Origin of the sequence: Acinetobacter terrestris, assembly GCF_004331155.1 — a bacterium.
GTDB classification, from domain to species: domain Bacteria; phylum Pseudomonadota; class Gammaproteobacteria; order Pseudomonadales; family Moraxellaceae; genus Acinetobacter; species Acinetobacter terrestris.
In genome coordinates, this window is record NZ_SJNZ01000006.1 from 38,765 (window position 1) to 55,947 (window position 17,183).

At 39.3% G+C, this 17,183-nt stretch carries 17 protein-coding genes; 9 read left to right on the top strand and 8 right to left on the bottom strand.

Annotated features, from left to right (window positions below):
• Positions 1-16 precede the first annotated feature (16 nt).
• A complete protein-coding gene (locus E0H81_RS04885; RefSeq protein ID WP_131317004.1) occupies positions 17-226 on the bottom strand; it encodes a hypothetical protein in 210 nt (69 codons plus the stop codon).
• Between the two features lie 180 nt (positions 227-406).
• Between E0H81_RS04885 and E0H81_RS04890 the strand changes: the two genes are divergently transcribed.
• Positions 407-904 (top strand): phosphate-starvation-inducible protein PsiE, encoded by a 498-nt coding sequence (locus tag E0H81_RS04890; protein ID WP_131317006.1) that lies wholly within the window; start codon positions 407-409, stop codon positions 902-904.
• 51 nt (positions 905-955) lie between these two features.
• Here the strand turns inward: E0H81_RS04890 and E0H81_RS04895 are convergent, their stop codons facing one another.
• Entirely contained in the window at positions 956-1,447 is a 492-nt protein-coding gene (locus E0H81_RS04895; protein WP_131317008.1) for an RcnB family protein, read from the bottom strand.
• A 200-nt stretch (positions 1,448-1,647) separates the two neighbouring features.
• On the opposite strand from E0H81_RS04895, the gene E0H81_RS04900 reads away from it, so the two are divergent.
• Positions 1,648-2,097: a hypothetical protein gene (locus tag E0H81_RS04900; RefSeq protein ID WP_131317010.1), complete on the top strand. Its 450-nt coding sequence runs from the start codon at positions 1,648-1,650 to the stop codon at positions 2,095-2,097.
• Between the two features lie 208 nt (positions 2,098-2,305).
• Here E0H81_RS04900 and E0H81_RS04905 read toward each other — a convergent pair whose 3' ends face one another.
• Complete coding sequence (locus tag E0H81_RS04905; RefSeq protein ID WP_131317012.1) at positions 2,306-3,769, bottom strand: phospholipase D family protein; 1,464 nt, start codon at positions 3,767-3,769, stop codon at positions 2,306-2,308.
• 106 nt (positions 3,770-3,875) lie between these two features.
• Entirely contained in the window at positions 3,876-5,933 is a 2,058-nt protein-coding gene (znuD, locus tag E0H81_RS04910; protein ID WP_131317014.1) for a zinc piracy TonB-dependent receptor ZnuD, read from the bottom strand.
• Between the two features lie 241 nt (positions 5,934-6,174).
• Here znuD and E0H81_RS04915 point away from each other — a divergent pair, with 241 nt between their 5' ends.
• The 5 genes from E0H81_RS04915 to E0H81_RS04935 all read left to right on the top strand — a co-directional run bounded on the left by E0H81_RS04915 (position 6,175) and on the right by E0H81_RS04935 (position 11,341).
• On the top strand, positions 6,175-6,942 hold the full coding sequence (locus tag E0H81_RS04915) for a DUF4184 family protein (RefSeq protein WP_131317016.1): 768 nt from the start codon (positions 6,175-6,177) through the stop codon (positions 6,940-6,942).
• 177 nt (positions 6,943-7,119) lie between these two features.
• Positions 7,120-8,910, top strand: coding sequence for an aspartate--tRNA ligase (aspS, locus tag E0H81_RS04920; protein WP_131317018.1), 1,791 nt, complete (start codon positions 7,120-7,122; stop codon positions 8,908-8,910).
• Between the two features lie 114 nt (positions 8,911-9,024).
• On the top strand, positions 9,025-9,243 hold the full coding sequence (locus E0H81_RS04925) for a hypothetical protein (protein ID WP_131268152.1): 219 nt from the start codon (positions 9,025-9,027) through the stop codon (positions 9,241-9,243).
• 197 nt (positions 9,244-9,440) lie between these two features.
• Positions 9,441-10,304 carry a lysophospholipid acyltransferase family protein gene (locus E0H81_RS04930; protein ID WP_131317020.1) on the top strand — a complete coding sequence of 288 codons (864 nt, stop codon included), beginning with the start codon at positions 9,441-9,443 and terminating at the stop codon, positions 10,302-10,304.
• 110 nt (positions 10,305-10,414) lie between these two features.
• Positions 10,415-11,341 (top strand): capsular polysaccharide synthesis protein, encoded by a 927-nt coding sequence (locus E0H81_RS04935; RefSeq protein ID WP_131268154.1) that lies wholly within the window; start codon positions 10,415-10,417, stop codon positions 11,339-11,341.
• 3 nt (positions 11,342-11,344) lie between these two features.
• On the opposite strand, the gene E0H81_RS04940 is transcribed toward E0H81_RS04935, so the two are convergent.
• From E0H81_RS04940 to E0H81_RS04950, 3 genes are all read right to left on the bottom strand, one after another.
• The gene (locus E0H81_RS04940; RefSeq protein ID WP_131268155.1) at positions 11,345-12,073 is read right to left on the bottom strand and encodes a DUF4422 domain-containing protein; all 729 of its coding nucleotides are present in this window, start codon (positions 12,071-12,073) and stop codon (positions 11,345-11,347) included.
• Entirely contained in the window at positions 12,073-13,221 is a 1,149-nt protein-coding gene (gene glf / locus E0H81_RS04945; RefSeq protein WP_131268156.1) for a UDP-galactopyranose mutase, read from the bottom strand. Before glf ends, E0H81_RS04940 begins: the two co-directional genes overlap by 1 nt.
• Before the next feature lie 90 nt (positions 13,222-13,311).
• Positions 13,312-14,379: a glycosyltransferase family 4 protein gene (locus E0H81_RS04950; protein WP_131317022.1), complete on the bottom strand. Its 1,068-nt coding sequence runs from the start codon at positions 14,377-14,379 to the stop codon at positions 13,312-13,314.
• Positions 14,380-14,469: 90 nt separating this feature from the next.
• On the opposite strand from E0H81_RS04950, the gene E0H81_RS04955 reads away from it, so the two are divergent.
• Positions 14,470-15,444: an ELM1/GtrOC1 family putative glycosyltransferase gene (locus E0H81_RS04955; RefSeq protein WP_131317024.1), complete on the top strand. Its 975-nt coding sequence runs from the start codon at positions 14,470-14,472 to the stop codon at positions 15,442-15,444.
• Positions 15,441-16,367 carry a glycosyltransferase family 2 protein gene (locus E0H81_RS04960; protein ID WP_131317026.1) on the top strand — a complete coding sequence of 309 codons (927 nt, stop codon included), beginning with the start codon at positions 15,441-15,443 and terminating at the stop codon, positions 16,365-16,367. Before E0H81_RS04955 ends, E0H81_RS04960 begins: the two co-directional genes overlap by 4 nt.
• Positions 16,368-16,376: 9 nt before the next feature.
• Here E0H81_RS04960 and E0H81_RS04965 read toward each other — a convergent pair whose 3' ends face one another.
• Positions 16,377-17,183 (bottom strand): polysaccharide deacetylase family protein, encoded by an 807-nt coding sequence (locus E0H81_RS04965; RefSeq protein ID WP_131317028.1) that lies wholly within the window; start codon positions 17,181-17,183, stop codon positions 16,377-16,379.

The window sequence follows — 17,183 nt, forward strand, 5'->3', positions numbered from 1 at the left end:
TTATATCTGATTTAAATTAGATCTTTTCAACAATAATGGAATCTGAGGTTTTTTTGCTAGTTTGTGCGTCTGGTTGAATTTTCACGATTTTAATCACACCCTCGGATTGTAAATTTTCACATAATGCAATCAGCTTCTGCATTTCATCTCCCTTAATACCCGAGCCTAAAATGAGTTTTTTGCCATTTTGTAAATTATTAATTTTTGTTTGAATTGTTTCTAACATTTTCGTTTCCCTGATTAATGAAATAACCACTCATACACTATATCAATTCCGTATGAAAAAAATACAGTCCATTGAATTATTTATAACATTCATTTTTTTAGCTGTTAATGTGCATGAAACTTGCATGCTGCTTAATAGCAGTTTCATATAAATGCTCATCTAATAGAAAGGAGGAAAAACATGCCAAAATCTGATGCCAAAGTTGAAAAAATTGAAACCCTCCTCGACCGTTTCGGAAATATTGCTGTAGAAAGTTTTCACTATATTGCGCTGTTTATTATTGGCTGTATGGTGATCTGGTCTGCAGGTCATACGGTATTTCACATTCTTACCGTAAAACAATTTGCCACCATTGACGATATTCTGCTGTTATTCATCTATCTTGAACTAGGTGCCATGGTCGGTATCTATTTCAAGACCAACCATATGCCGGTGCGTTTCCTGATTTATATCGCGATTACCGCACTCACTCGCTTACTCATTTCAGATATCCAGCACGACCATAAAGCAGATCTGGACTTGGTGATCATTACCGGTTCGATTCTGATTCTGGCTTTTGCGATACTCGTGGTGCGCTATGCCTCTTGGACTTATCCATCTGTAATTCGTGACAAGCATAGTGAAAAGTCCTTACCTGAAGGTAAAACCCCACGTCCGCAAGATGATGAGTTGGCTTAGAAGTTCCTTATAAAAAAGTCCCCCTTTTGAAAGGGGGATTTAGGGGGATTCTTAACGATTCGGCACCAACACATAGCGTCCATTTTCAAAAATCCAGTAGGTTCCATTCGGCGGTGCAGGCAAACCTAAACGTTTCCAATCCGTAATCAAGGTATAGCTTGAACTTTCAATCCGTGCCGTATTCGGATCACCATTCACCCAGCTATAGCTTTGCGAGTTATGAGTGATGGTCGTTGGCGCCTGATATTGAATGCTAATGCCATTTTGAATAGTCGGATAATTCTGATGGTGTGATGGACGCTGCGGATAATAGGGTCGATTTTGTGGATAGTTATTTTGCGGGTAACTGTTTTGTGGATAGCTGTTTTGTGGATAATTATGATGTGGATAGTTCGTTTGCGGATTTTGCGGATAGTGAGGCCGATGCTGATATTTAGTTGTATCCACCCCACGATAATTGGACCACTGATTTTCTGCTTGCGTCGTCGCAGAAGCCCCCAAGAGCACGATGCCACCAAGAGCACAAATAACCGCTACTTTCATCAGAGCCTCCGAACGATGTTGCTCACATCATATAGTTTACAAATTCATTTTAATCTCTAGTTTAGGATAGAAAATGGATAAAAAAGCATCTAATGCAACGTTTTGTAAATTAAATTTTGCTGTAATATCATGCTTTCCTGCATCTAGGTGCTGAATATGTTTATGCTAAGATATTCTTTTTTGTTACTGGATCAAACAGAGTGGCTGATTTAAGTTTTGACCGCCTACATCAATTTTTTTGCAAAGTGCCGAGCGTACAAGAAGCATTGATTGATGCTTATGGTTCAGATGGTCAACATGCATGGTGGTTTAAATTTCAAATCAATGTGGAACACCCGCTTGCATGGCAAACTGTTCAGGAATTGGGTCATGTGCTGAATTACATTTCCAAGAATGAACGTCTTCCAACCCAGTTCTTGCCTGTTTCACCACCACCCTACATGAACGGTGAAGCCAAAGAATTTTTGGCTTGGGTGATTCAATGTAATCATCCTGACTTTTCACCAGATGTGGTGTGCGACTGGTTAGAAGCGCGTTTACCGCAACCGGTTGAAGATGAAAGTCAGTGGAAAATTAAAACTGATTTAAAAGAACTCGATAAAATGAAAGATGCCGATCTGGATAAATTAATTCCACCGAACCCTTTATAAAATATGGATATGAAAAGAGCGCATAAGCGCTCTTTTTTATTCTTTAATCTCCCTAAATTCCTCTTTTTAAAAAGGGACTTTCATCCTATTTTATTAAAGGTGAGAGATTGCTACGGAATAATTGCAATCGATTATTTTTTTTATTACCTCTCCCTAGCCCTCTCCTGAAAGTAGAGGGAACTACTTCTCCATCTGGAATGAAGGTTACTTAAAACGTCGACAACCCGCTCCATTCCATAAAGCGGTAAATGCCATATTTGAGTTTCGATTCATCTGCATATTGACGGTAATCAACACTCATATTTTTGCCATCCAGGTTTGACCATGCGGTATCAAAATATTGCTTGGCATCGCTAAAGACTTGCGCTTCTGATGCACCCACTACACGTAAATTGGTTTCCAGATTATAGTTTTTAATATTACGTGCGGTGAAATTTGCAGAACCTAAAATCATTTCTGCGTTCTGTGCATCCCGTTTCACAATCATCTTGCTATGACACTGCTCCCCTTGCGTATTACACCAGCGCACAGGCACACCTGCATCATTCAACTCTGATGCGACTTGGCGGTTGGGAATACCGTTCTTTTGCCGACCAAAAGCATCTTTATTCGGATCAAGTAACACCCGAACTTTTACCCCACGTTCATGAGCTGCGATTAATGCTTTCACAATATGGCGTTCAGACAAATAGAACATTGCCAGATCGATCTGTTGTTGGGGCTTCGCTGTTTCAATCAGTTTTATCGTTTTATCAAAAATGGCTTTTTCAGTCAGTACCTGAACCTGCGGCAAAGATTTTTCACCTTCAAACTCGCCGACAATCACCATCGGAATATCGCCTTTGGACATTCGCCCTACAGCTTGTTCGGTCTTTAACACATCAATTGCAGTATTGCCTGAAACCAGCAATGCCACGTTGGAATGACGTGAACTGCCATCATGCGGATTTGCAGAAGTCACCAAGGCTTTCCAGCCCTGTGCTGTATCTACAACCATGGTCTTGCGGTGATTGGCTCTAAAATTAAATAAATTAAAATAACTGCGTAAGGTAATTTTTTCAGAACCAAATGGATTATTTAACCAGCCTTTTTCCGGATTATTGCCGGCATCCTGACAGCAGATATACCAAAAGCCCGACCACAATGGATTGGATGCGCGTAACGGTCTTAAATCCGTTTCAATCACATCAATGCCCGCTGAACGTAACTGACGATAATGCTCAGGCGCAACACCACCATAGACCGAGTTAATCGGATCGGTAATTACTTTGATGTCAATGTTCGGCTGAACGCCACGTTTTAAAATGAGTGCATCGGTGAGCTGTTGCGCCAGTGGTCGATGCGCAAGCGTTGATTCCCCCACTTCCTTATTGAATAAGAACATATCCAGCACAATGGTCGTCTGCGCATCATCAATCATTTTTAAGATTTCATTAAAAATAACCTGGTTCTGTTGCTGTTTCCCACTGGCATCTATATAGGTTTGATCTGCTAGAAATTTCACTTCGGCATGACGCAATTTACCACTAAAATCCAAGCCTTCTGGCAAGGGTTTATAGGTGTGATAAATTGCCGATGAGAGATATCCCAAAGCCAATAAACCGACAATCACGCTGATATAACGACGGCGTGACCAATTCAATTTCTGATGAATTCGTTGAAAAATGCGCATAACAAAAAACCTAGTCCAATGGCATCAGACTAGGTTTTATTGCTTTATTTTTCAAGAGGATTTCTGTGAATCCTGGCTGAATGGTTTGATCTACGCTAACTTTTGCCTAGAAGCCAAATTCTAAACCAACGCTAAAGTTACGTCCGACTTGTGGAATATTCGACAGGAATGAAGCATGTGAATAGACTTGCTGATCTAGCAGGTTGTTGGCTTTAAAATACACGCGATAATCATTGTTTTTAGCATATTGACCTGCATAAGATACGCCAACATTGACCATGTTATAGCCATCGGTTTCCTGCTCATAACTGGCGATTTTGTCCTGATTGAACACATGGTAATACTCGGCTAAACCGGACCAGTTGTCATCAAAGCTTGCATCGACTTTGGTACCGAGACGACCTGCAGGTACACGTGGTGCATTTTTACTGTCAATTTTGCCACGCACATAATCACCAAATACACCCACTTTATAAGTATCATTCAAAGCATAAGAGACTTGTGCTTCTGTACCATAAAACTTGGCTTTATCCTGCGTATAGTCGACTAAACGGAAATTTTCTTCACGACTCGTTGTCGCTCCATAAATATAGTTATCAAACCAGTTGTGATAGACATGCACATGGTAATCAAACTTGTCTTGCTCATAATGCAAACCAAGCTCCAGATTATTGGATTTTTCTGCACTTAAATTTTCATTGCCACGTTCATAAGTGTTGGTCGCAAAATGTTTACCCTTTGCATACAGTTCTTGCGCCAAAGGCAGACGTTCTTGATGAGAGCCGACCAAAGACAATTTATAACTCGGTGCAAATTCCCAGTTCATTGCGCCTGAATAAGAGAAGCCATAATCGTCAAAATCTTTTTTGTTTGAATCAATCGCAATTTTCTGCTGATCTACGCGTGCGCCCAGTTCAACATGCACATCATTAAACTGCTTATGCTCTAAGGCAAACAAGCTCCACTTTTGCGTTTTGTTCGGATCAAGTAAAGATTCTTCCCCGCTAATATCCAGCTTTTGCTGGTTATATTGCGCACCGATCACCCCTTCCCAATCCTTAACAGGATTGTGGACCAGTTCTAAGCGTGCATCATAACCTTGGCTTTTAAAATTGGTCATGACTGAATTTTCTTCAATTTCATCATGCTTATAGTCGGTATAACTGGCATGCGCGCGCAGCTTTTGGAAACCGGCAAAAGGATCATTGAGTTCGGTACGGAAATCATAACGTTCTGATTTCAAATCTACCCAAGGCCCGGCAGCATGATCATGTTCTTCATCATGATTATGTCCATCATGGTTCAACGCATGACCTGAATGATCACCACAATGCAACTCATTACCATGCGGATGACAGTCTTCATATTCATGACTATGTCCTGGTAAGCCATACTGATCCTGACGATTGCTATAGGCTACACCGACAAAGCCACGGTCGTGAATCCAGGATCCACCGATATTAATCGTTTCCCCTTCAGCAAAAGTATTGTCTACACGACGCGCTTTTTCGCCTTCATGGAAATAATCAGGTGCAATATAGTTATTGGCTTTACGCTTTGAACCTTCCACACGCAGCGCAAAATTCTCCCCCATCCCTGCCGTGATTCCTGCACTGGCTAATTTCTCATCACTTCCAGAGTTATAACGTAGACCGGCTGTACCTTCTAAACCATCTTCAGGCATTTGCGTTGGAATTTTATTGTCAGTGACATTCACCAATCCACCGACAGTGCCTGCGCTATACAGTAAAGTCGATGGTCCGCGAATGATCTCTACTTGCTTGGCTAAAATGGGATCTACCGTTACCGCATGGTCTGGTGAAAGTGTGGATACATCAGCAGTTTCAGAAGCATGTTGTAAAACTTTAACGCGCGCACCATCTTGCCCGCGAATTACTGGACGGCTTGAACCAGAACCATACTGGTTCGAAGATACGCCCAATTCACCCGCCAAAGCATCGCCAATGGTCACCCCACCTTGTGCAAGCTTTTGATGATCAATCACCTGATCAACCACTGCAAAATCTGCAGCCGACTGCACTAAGGGATGCGCCTGTAATTTAATGGTGTCTAATTGTTGATTTTGGCTAGGGTTCTCTGCAAAGACAACAGGTGCGATAACTGCAAAAATAGAGAGTGTAATTAGATTCTTATGGAAGGACATGGAACTGGCTCAAAGCTGCAATTTCTGAATAATGTTATAATATAACATTTCGTTATTTTTGCAATATCGATCTTCCAATTAATCAAAAATAACTCCCCACTAATCAAAACAACTTCCAACTTTAAATCATCTATATTTATCATTTATTTACAAAACAATTGTTTTCTCGAACATATCCTGTTCAATAATTTGCTATGGTGATTCACCTTATTTTAACGTATCCCAGTTCACTTCTTTAAATATGCCCTTTACGATCTCACATGCTGTTTTAGCACCGCCTATTGCCAAACTCACCGGCTATCGATTGCCAATTTCGGCATTGGCGATTGGCAGCATGACACCTGATTTATATCGTTTATTCACTTCCGAAAGTTATGATGCTTCACATCAGTGGCAAGGCTTGATTGTTCCAAATCTATTGATTGGTTTAGCTTTTTGCTTGCTGTGGTATGGCCTGTATCGACCCGCGATATTTCGATGGATTGGGATGGTAAAGCCGATTGATTGGGGCTCTTTTGATAAAATGCTGGGGTTTATCCTTAGTGTGATTATGGCTTTGATTGTTGGAATATCCACTCATTTAATTTGGGATGGACTGACCCATTCAGATTTTAGAACCTTTGCTTTTGATCATTTTTTGAATCGGTCTGTTGCATTATTTGATCACGTCTATCCGATGCACCGGGTATTACAGATTGGCACATCCATTCTGGCTTTGCCGTTTATGGCATGGATGGGCGTACATTATTATCTGAAACATAAACAGGCGGGTTTTGTTGGAACTAAAATCAAGATCTCTGGCTTCTTTATTCTGCTGACATCATTGCTCGCTGCTGGTTTTTATTATCTGCAATTTTTAAAGACACTGGGATCAAATCCTTGGTCAACCGACCTCTATTCATTTATTGGTCGCTCGGTAAACCAATTTTCCAGTGCATTTTTAATCACTTTTAGCTTGGGCTGTCTCCTGTTCTTATTTCTGGATCGAAATCGACGTTTAGGTGATTAAATTGCTAAAAATCGAATCAATTTAGAATCTTTTGTCTCATCTCCACATGGAAATGATGGCGTTTGTTGATCTAGTTCTTGTGACAAAATCCTCAAAGAGGCATAATTCACTATTCAAAGGCGGTACGCTGTTTACGTATTCGCTGACCTTAACCCATATAGTTGGATTTTTTACGCTATGATGCGAACTCATTACTGCGGTACTTTAACCGAAGCCCAAATTGACCAAACCGTAACATTATGCGGTTGGGTACACCGTCGCCGTGACCACGGTGGTGTGATCTTCCTTGACATGCGTGACCGTGACGGTCTTGTTCAAGTGGTGATTGACCCAGATACTCCCGAAGCTTTCTCAACTGCTGATAAAGTACGTTCAGAATTCGTATTAAAAATTACAGGCTGTGTACGTCGTCGTTATGAAGGCACAGAAAATGCCAATATGGTGAGCGGTCAAATCGAAGTTCTAGCAAAAGAAATCGAAGTTCTTGCTGCTTCTGAAACGCCTCCATTCCCGTTGAATGACGAAAACACCAATATTTCTGAAGAAGTACGTTTGAAATATCGTTTCCTTGATATTCGCCGTCCAGAAATGATTGACCGTTTACGTTTCCGTTCTAAATTGACCAACCTGATTCGTAACTACTTCGAAGAAAATGGTTTCTTGGACGTTGAAACTCCAATCTTGACACGTGCGACCCCAGAAGGTGCGCGTGACTATTTAGTGCCAAGTCGTGTATCTAACGGTAGCTTCTATGCGCTTCCACAATCACCACAATTATTCAAACAATTGTTGATGGTGGGTGGTATCGACCGTTACTACCAAATCGCGAAATGTTTCCGTGATGAAGACTTGCGTGCTGACCGTCAGCCAGAATTCACCCAGATCGACGTTGAAACATCGTTCATGAGTGACGATGACATTATGGATTTGATGGAAACTTTAACGATCAAGATGTTCAAAGAACTTCTAAACGTTGAATTCGACAAATTCCCGCGTATGACTTATGCAGATGCAATGCGTGACTATGCATCTGACAAACCGGATATGCGTATTCCTTTGAAACTGGTTGACGTTGCAGACATGATGCAAGACGTTGAGTTCAAAGTGTTCGCAGGTCCTGCTAAAGATCCTAAAGGCCGTATTGTTGCACTTCGCGTACCGGGTGCAGGTTCACTTCCACGTAGCCAAATTGACGAATACACCAAATTCGTAGGCATTTATGGCGCGAAAGGTTTGGCTTATATTAAAGTCAACGAACTTGAAAAAGGTATCGAAGGTCTTCAATCTCCAATCGTTAAATTTATCGAGCCAATCGTGCTTGACTTGTTAAAACGTGTTGGTGCTGAAAATGGCGACATCGTATTCTTCGGTGCAGACAAAGCCAAAGTTGTGAACGATGCGATGGGTGCTTTACGTATCAAAGTCGGTCATGACATGAAGATGGCAACTTGCGAGTGGGCACCTCTTTGGGTAGTTGACTTCCCAATGTTCGAAGAAACGGATGATGGTAAATGGACCTCTGTGCATCACCCATTCACGCTACCTAAATCAAGCGTTGAAGAAGTGAAAAACAACCCAGGTGCTGCATTGTCTGTTGCTTACGATATGGTATTGAACGGTACTGAAGTTGGTGGTGGTTCACTTCGTATCTTCAACCTTGAAATGCAAAAAGCCATCTTTGAAGCTTTAGGTATTTCTGAAGAAGAAGCGGAAGAGAAATTCAGCTTCTTGTTGAATGCATTGAAATTCGGTGCGCCTCCGCATGGTGGTTTGGCATTCGGTCTTGACCGTTTAGTGATGTTGATGACTGGCGCGACTTCAATTCGTGACGTGATTGCATTCCCTAAAACCAAGACTGCTGAATGTCCATTGACTCAAGCACCTGCGCCAGTTGAACCGAATCAATTGCGTGACTTGGGTATTCGTTTACGTGAAAAACCTAAGGCTGACGTTAAAGTAGAAGCTTAATACTTTAATTCAGTGATAAAAAACCCTGCATATGCAGGGTTTTTTATTGCATTGAGATCAAGACTTGAGAATGGCATAATAGCTGCCTATTTCTGCTTTTTGGTGAGCAACTCTATGGCTATGCGTCCTGCTGTCCGTCGTCGTGCACTTGTATTAATTATATTTGCTATAGCTCAATGGTTGTTTATGCGTTATATCTTGGCCAATGGCTTGTTCAATATGGATACCAATGAACGTATTCTATATTTTTGTGTGAGTAGTTTAGGCGGAGCCCTGATCATTTTTGTGAGTTTGATTTATATGGTTTTGAAGGGCAACGCAGACAAACCCTAATCATTTTTTGATATTTCCACTGGATTAATCAGATTCTTATTCCAGTGATTTCACCCCCACTATTTTTTATATATTTTGTTCTCAAGACTTTTGACTTCATTTTTTTCTTTAAAATGACGCAGCATCTTTGATGCACTAAAACTCTTTCCAAAATCTTCTTTTTATAATTATCTTGGCCATAAAGAGTTTGCGTTGTTATGTATTTTTTATTCAAAGTTGTTTCTTTACTTCCGCTCTGTGTATTGCAATGGATTGCTTCCTGGATTGCCCTATTACTTAATAGCTTTAATTCATCCATGAAACGGGTGAGCAGCATTAATTTAAAACTTGCATATCCAGAATTAAATATTGAACAACATCAAGCCTTACTAAAAAAAACACTCAAAAATCAGTGTTTAACTTATGTAGAGTCGATTAAGATTTGGGGTATGCCACAACAATATAATGTTGGCTTAATCAAAAATATTTTTGGTGAACAGCATCTGACCGAAGCACTAGATAGTGAAAAAGGCACGATTGTTGTGCTGTTACATTTAGGTAATTGGGAGTTGGTGAATGTTTGGCTAAATCAATATACCGCGCCTGTGATCATGTACAAGCCCAGTAAAAATAAGGGCATTGACCGTTTTATGTTAGAGGCGAGACAAAGCACAAGAGCCAAGCTTGTGCCTACAGATGAAAATGGCGTACGTGCGATTTTCAAGCACCTAAAACAAGGCGGCTTAACAGTGATCTTACCGGATCATCTACCCAAAGAATCTGGCGGTATTTATGCCGATTTTTTTGGACAAAAGGCCTTGTCCACGACCCTACTTTCCAAACTTGCCAGTAAAACCCAATGTAATGTGATTGGCATAAGTTGTCTGCGTAATACAGATACTCACTTTGATATTCACTGCACTCAATTATCCGAAAATATTTTGTCTAAAGATTTACAGGTTTCAGTGAACCAGCTAAATCAAGATGTTGAAGCCATGATTAATGTCGCACCTGAGCAATATATTTGGTCTTATAAGCGGTTTCGTAAAGTTGAAGGAGAAGATAATATCTATTATAGATAAGCATAATTGTCCATTCATTGTGGTCACCTAGCGTGCATGGCATAATACTTCTGCTTATTTATACTGAATGAAATCTAACTAGAATCTTTGAATCAATACTCAGTATTTTAATGTTTGCTCATCATCTTGTTTTGGGGTTAGCTTTGAATCTTACATTTATTCGGGTCATCAAAAAGCTACCCAAGTTTTTACGCAAGCTTGGTTTAACTACAGCAGCTCAATCCGCGCAAATTTATTATCAAAATTGTCTGATTCAATACTTGTATCAGCAGAACTCATCCCTCTTAAAGCGATTAAACACTAAAAATATTAAAACTCAGCCCAGCAATACTATTTGGGTATGTTGGTTGCAAGGCTATGAAAATGCACCTACTTTAGTGAAGAAATGCATCGATCAGTTAAAATATCATCATGATAATGTGGTATTGATCGACCTAAATAATTATATGACTTATGTTGATATTCCCCAATTCATTATCGAGAAATTCCAAAGTAAAATTATTACTCCAACACATTTTTCAGATATCTTACGCTTCGCTTTAATGTCTCAGCATGGTGGAATCTGGATAGATTCAACTTATCTAATTTTGGATAAACTTCCAAATACAATATTTGAAAGTAATTTCTTTACACTATCGAGCAAGCTAGATTTTTTTAAGCAATGGATCCCTGAAGGCAAATGGTCTGGTAATTTTATGAAATTCAATAAAGATGATCCAACGCCTTCGATTATCTTTCAATGCTTCATCAATTATTGGCAAAAGAACAATCATCTAATAGATTATTTCCTTATTGATTTTATTATAAAGGTCAATTACTTGCATAATCCACGATTTAATTCACAAATCAACCAAACCCTACCAATGGCGGATCAGATCTTTTTAATGTCTGAGATTTTACTTATACCAATCTCACAGGAAAATGATCTTCGTATAGCACAAGATCCTCTTCAAATCTATAAACTGTCTTATCGCGTTGATGCTACACCAGATAACATCAACGGCACCTATTATGAGAAATACATTCTGTCGAAATAAGATTTATTTTAGTACCACATCAAGCTGACGAATTTTTAATTTAGCTTGATTCTTAATCAAGAAGATATTAAACATACGTTCAGAGAGGAAGCCAAAAATACGTTTTTGGTAAGCATCATAAGATGAGATATCAATGATTTGCTCCAGTTGGAATAGAACCTTAAACATCCACTGACAATACTCATTCACCAAACCTTTATGCATGATAAACATATTGAACAGTGAAATCCCCTCTTTGCTTTGACATAAATAATCAAAGGCCGTTAAGTATTCTGGACTCTGCTCAACGATGACACGTCTTAAGCTATTCAAATCTTGTTCATAATGATCCTTAGCATAGTGTTCACGCACACTCAAAGTACGTTTTGCTAAACGTACACCGAGGACTTTGCTCACTTTATAAAATTGGCTCGTCTTCGCAACGATCACTTCATTTTGCGCCAAAGATTCAATTTCTTGGGAGGTTAAAATATCTTCGGCAGCACCAACAAAGTAACGACGATAATGAACTAAGCCAAGGATATCTGCCTGCGCATTTTTCCACATCCAATACAATGCGGTTAACTCACAAAATGAAGGGTTTAATGTTGAGATGTTTTCACCAATATTATCGCCCAATATGCCCAAATCTACTTTAGCCTTTTCCTTTCCTACATGGATTGGAATATAGGAATCGATCTGAGGAAACTCATAAGCTTTATGTGTCGCAATATAAATTTCAATCTTCATCATTAGAGCGTCTCTTGATGATAAAAGCTTGCGATTTTTTGCTGATTGTTGATATCCTCCAGTAAACTCTTGGCAAGATCAAGAGCTTCTCGAATAGTTACATCCATATCCATGTATCGATACGTCGCTAAACGACCAGCAAAAGTCACTTGATTCTGTACCTTGGCTAATTCGATATACTTCTTCAATACCTCCTTATCATCAACCAAACGAATTGGGTAATAGGGAATATCATTTTCACCACAGGCACGGCTGTATTCTTTAAAATAAATGGTTTTCTCATGGTTTTCCCAAGGCATGAAATGCTTATGTTCAGAAATACGTGTATACGGAACGTCTTCATCGCCATAATTCATGACCGCTGTACCTTGAAAATCCCCCACAGCTTCACTTTTCATGAAATCTAATGTTCGATAACTTAGATGACCTTCTTGATAATGAAACCATTCATCCAATTTTCCTGTCCAAATGACATGATCAAACTGAGATTTCATTTCAGTTTCAAAACCACATCCTAATTGGATTTCAATATTTTCATGGTCAACAATTGATTCAATAATGCTGGTATATCCATCTTTTGGAATACCTTGATACTTGTGTGCGAAGTAATTGTCATTGTAGTCAAAGCGCACTGGCAATCTTTTGAGAATACTGGCGGGTAGGCTAGTTGGATCACAGCCCCATTGTTTCTTGGTATAGCCTTTAAAGAATGCACTATACAAATCTTTACCAATGAACTTTAAGGCCTGTTCTTCAAAATTTTGCGGCTCTTCAATATCTGTTGCCGCAATCGATTGAATCCAAGCTTTGGCTTGAGTTGGGTTTAAACTTTTTTTATAGAACTGGTTAATCGTATGTAAATTAATTGGGAGTGAATAAACTTCGCCATTATAGGTCGTTTTAACACGGTTAATATAAGGCATAAACTCACCAAAACCATTAATATATTCCCATACAGTTTCATTACTGGTATGAAAAATATGCGGACCATAAACATGTTCCATGATTTGAGTATTTTCATCTCTTTTAGTGTAGCAGTTACCTGCTAAATGTGAGCGTTGATCAATAATCGTAATCTGGTGGTTGTTTTTTGCCAATTCTCTCGCAATCACTGCGCCACTAAAGCCTGCACCTACAATGAGAAATTTCATTATTAACTCTCTAATACATCAATTTAATCGTTATTCAATAAAAATCTGGCTTCAATTTTCATTAATGCCATAATCTTACTATTGCAATATTTAGTTAAAATTTTCAGCAACGGCGCGTACAAAGGCATTATGTTCTTTAGCAATCTGTTCAAAACAATAAATTTCCAAAGCTTCTTTCTTCGCCTGTTGAGCAATTTTTAAGGCTTCATCTGGATGCTTAATGAGATGCTCAATACCATTGGCTAAATCCTGAGCATCACCGACTTTAGCAACCCAAGCATTTTCACGATGTTTACACACTTGTAGAGGTCCAATATGGTCGCTACTTAGCACCACTTTCCCCCAACCAAATGCATCAAGAATACCGAGCGGCTGAATGTCAGTAAGGGATGGTATCGCCATCATATCGGCAGCATGATAAATCTCAATTTTTTGTTGAGCACCCACCCATCCTGGGAATTGAACTAAATGCTCTATCCCAAAAGTTCTGACCATTTGCTCATATTCAGCTTTATTATCACCATCACCAGCAAGAATTGCTTTAACTTGAATATTCTTTTGATTCAATAAATGAATTGCTTCAATCAAAATATGCACCCCCTTATTCGGGATCATACGAGTAAGCATTGCTATTGTGACAGGATCTCGTAGTGTTGCCGGTAAAGCCTGTTCTGCTGGTAAATGTATGAGATTAGAAATCACGCGATGCATCTTTTTCGCATCCTGCTGTTGCGTCATACGTGATTTTACTAAATCTTGAATATGAGGGGTGATGTGGATAAAAGCATCTGCACGTACAGTACGTTTCACATTATGACTATGGTTAACTGCAATGACTGGAACCTTTTTCTGCATACCAATCATGGCATTTTTAAACAACCATACTGCTTTACCACTATGAGCAATTACGACATCAGGTTGTTGCTCTTGCAAAAAATTTCTAATTTTCAATGCCGCATTAACACTGTAAAAACCAGTATTAGGGATGACATGAATTGAACGCTCACCACTACTTAAGTGCTGGTTTTCTTCTCCACGCAATAAGACAACCTCGTTCCCCCCCAGCTCCAATGTATCAGCAATATTCAGCATTGCCTGCCAGCGACCACCTGTCGCATCACCGTATACACAGTTGATAATTTTTAGTGACTTTTCCATGAACACGAGAAGACTATTCAATATTTTTTTTATTATATCATAGCTGTCAGCCTGCTATTATAGCGTGATCACTTTAAGCCAACTAAACACATGAACAAACATCCAACTCTTTCCATAGCTGTTATTCATGATCAACGTGCAGGACATCTAAATCCTAGCTTAGGAATTGTTGATAGTTTAGAAAAAGCTTATACGACTACATTGCAAAAAATCATCACACCAAGCATAAAAAAATGGCAAATAAGCCTTTTAAAAAAGCTCAGTTGGTATCCCCATTTATTTGATTTTTGCTCAGCCATTTTTTTCAAAAATTTTCAGTCAAAGCAAAATATTGACTGTATTATTTGTTCAGGCATGCCAAATTTGCTCTATGGCATTTTTGTGAGTCGCAGATTGAAAGTTCCGCTGTTTTACGCAGGTGATTTACGTAAGGTAAATGGGCAACTGGTAAACTGCACCATTACCGCACTACCACAGAATATTCAGACCCAACAAGTGGTCTTGGCCACCCCTCCGGTAAAAAAAGAGTTTACTCAACTTCAAACCAACCCTCTTGATTTAAAGTCTGCATTACTGGTCCTAGGCGGACCAACATCAGAACACCCTTTTCAAACCACAGACTATGAAATGATTATTTCGAAATTCTTGAAATTATGTTCAGATCATCATCTCACCGCTTACATTACCAATTCACGAAGAACACCTGACTTAGCATCAACCTGGAATACGCTCAAAAAAAACGCCAATGTTCAGCTCGAGCTTATTCATGATTCTCAATCAAAAAAATTCAATGAACTTGTAGAACTTTCCAGCTATATTTTTGTCACTGAGGACAGCACCTCCATGCTTGCCGAAGCCATCCAGTCAGGGCGCTTTATCTCTTCCATTTATACGCCAAACTCTGTATTTGAAGCCTTGAATAAAAAATACCTGGCCGAGGGACTAATCAGCAGACAAGCTCTAAACGAAACCTTTAGCCTGCCACAACAGCGCAATTTAGCCAAATTAAACCTAAGCCGACCTCTTATTGCTGCTATTCAACATCATTTGGACGCTCACCCATGATTTCTATTGTTCTCACCCACTTTAATAAGGGTTTGCTACTTAACCGTACAATCGAGTCTTTGCAGCCTTGGGATGATATCGTGCATGAAATTATTGTAGTCGATGATCATTCCAGTGATCCTGAATGGGAAAAAAATACCGAATATATTGTGCATACCTATCCTAAAATAAAAGTGATTCAAAACACCGAGAATAAAGGGCCAGCAATTCGATTGAATCAGGGAGGATTTGCAGCAACTGGAGATTATCTTTTTTTTATGGACTCGGATGATGTCCTGGCGCCAAATCGACTGCAAGTTTTTTTAAATGAAATGCAAAAGCAACAGGCCGATCTGTGCTATGCAAAAAAAGTTAAAATCCATGATCTGAATGAAATTCAAAAGCATACTGCTGCGGTGTGGGAAAGTAGCACCCATGTGCTTCATTACATGTTAAAAAATAATATTATGCAAATGTGTGTGATGTGTACGCGCGCGCTGTTTCTAAAAGCAGGTGGCTGTAATGAACATTTGTTTATTCAAGACGAATCTTTAGCATTAAATCTAGGTAAACATTCGCAAAAAATTATTTCGACTGAACTACACAGTGTTTTTGTCATCTTAGATAGCGAAGAAACGAAACGTACTCGAGGTGAAAATCGCCTCTCGCGTCACCTCGAACAACAACACTTCGATATGTTCTTTACCATTCATGATTTTTTACATAATTATCCGGAAATTGACCAGGAAAATAAAAAGATTCTGGTGAAGAAAGCATTATCTACGTATTGGAAAAGCATTCGTAAAACCCCTCAGCAAAGATTTTCGGATGTACTGATTTATTTGGGTAGCCGGATGAATCCTTTGAAAACCTGGGATAAACACCATCAGCATTTAATTAAATATTTTAATCAGCTCGACCATGTACGCAAAATTTCAAAGTAAACAGGATAATTAAGCCCGCTGACCCAATTTAAGACGCAATTTCACTGCGAACATCGAATCTTTACCACTGATTTTAATGCGCTGTAACTGCATAAAATCAGGCTGCTCTGAATCTATGCCTTCGTTTGTGGTTACAGCATTGCTATAGCCGACCTGTTTTGCCATCTCCACATCACGTACAGAATAAATACCAAAGGGATAAGCAAAACTTCTGACAGGCATATGGGTTAATTGTTCCAGTTGAACTTTAGATTCAGATAATTCCTTTAAGCATTCAGCATCATCTAATTTATCAAGATTGGCGTGGGTTAAAGTATGCGAGCCGATCTCTACCCAACCACTTTGTGCCAAAAACTTCACCTGCTCATCATTTAATTTAGATTCACGAGCCAGTTCACCACTATTATGATGGGCTTTCTTATAAGTTGACCAATCTCGGTCATGACGATCAACCACCACATAAATGGTCGCTTTAGCTTGGTATTTTTCTAAAATTGGATAGGCATTTTCCAGGTTATCCAGATAGCCATCATCAAAGGTAATCGCGACAGTTTTTTCAGGATGCTTACCCCAATTGGCCTTTAATTCCTGCATGGTAACAAAATGAAAACCATCAGCCTTCATCCATGCGACCTGTTTTTCAAATTCACTCGGTTTAACCCGCAATTTATTAAACTTTGCACCGTCAATATGGTCTCTGACCATGTGATACATTAAAACCCGAGGACGTTTCCAGTCTACTGCTGGTTTCCACCACGCATATTTATAACTAAATGCAATCATGAGAATCAGCAATAGAAGAAAAATATAAATCAC

Bases quoted from the DNA above. Each gene is read 5' to 3' on its own strand.
- aspS (WP_131317018.1), top strand. From the start codon at position 7,120: ATGATGCGAACTCATTACTGCGGTACTTTAACCGAAGCCCAAATTGAC.
- E0H81_RS04950 (WP_131317022.1), bottom strand. From the start codon at position 14,379: ATGGAAAAGTCACTAAAAATTATCAACTGTGTATACGGTGATGCGACA.
- E0H81_RS04960 (WP_131317026.1), top strand. From the start codon at position 15,441: ATGATTTCTATTGTTCTCACCCACTTTAATAAGGGTTTGCTACTTAAC.
- glf (WP_131268156.1), bottom strand. From the start codon at position 13,221: ATGAAATTTCTCATTGTAGGTGCAGGCTTTAGTGGCGCAGTGATTGCG.
- E0H81_RS04935 (WP_131268154.1), top strand. From the start codon at position 10,415: ATGTTTGCTCATCATCTTGTTTTGGGGTTAGCTTTGAATCTTACATTT.
- E0H81_RS04885 (WP_131317004.1), bottom strand. From the start codon at position 226: ATGTTAGAAACAATTCAAACAAAAATTAATAATTTACAAAATGGCAAA.
- E0H81_RS04955 (WP_131317024.1), top strand. From the start codon at position 14,470: ATGAACAAACATCCAACTCTTTCCATAGCTGTTATTCATGATCAACGT.
- E0H81_RS04895 (WP_131317008.1), bottom strand. From the start codon at position 1,447: ATGAAAGTAGCGGTTATTTGTGCTCTTGGTGGCATCGTGCTCTTGGGG.
- E0H81_RS04915 (WP_131317016.1), top strand. From the start codon at position 6,175: ATGCCCTTTACGATCTCACATGCTGTTTTAGCACCGCCTATTGCCAAA.
- E0H81_RS04890 (WP_131317006.1), top strand. From the start codon at position 407: ATGCCAAAATCTGATGCCAAAGTTGAAAAAATTGAAACCCTCCTCGAC.
- E0H81_RS04930 (WP_131317020.1), top strand. From the start codon at position 9,441: ATGTATTTTTTATTCAAAGTTGTTTCTTTACTTCCGCTCTGTGTATTG.
- E0H81_RS04905 (WP_131317012.1), bottom strand. From the start codon at position 3,769: ATGCGCATTTTTCAACGAATTCATCAGAAATTGAATTGGTCACGCCGT.
- znuD (WP_131317014.1), bottom strand. From the start codon at position 5,933: ATGTCCTTCCATAAGAATCTAATTACACTCTCTATTTTTGCAGTTATC.
- E0H81_RS04925 (WP_131268152.1), top strand. From the start codon at position 9,025: ATGGCTATGCGTCCTGCTGTCCGTCGTCGTGCACTTGTATTAATTATA.
- E0H81_RS04940 (WP_131268155.1), bottom strand. From the start codon at position 12,073: ATGATGAAGATTGAAATTTATATTGCGACACATAAAGCTTATGAGTTT.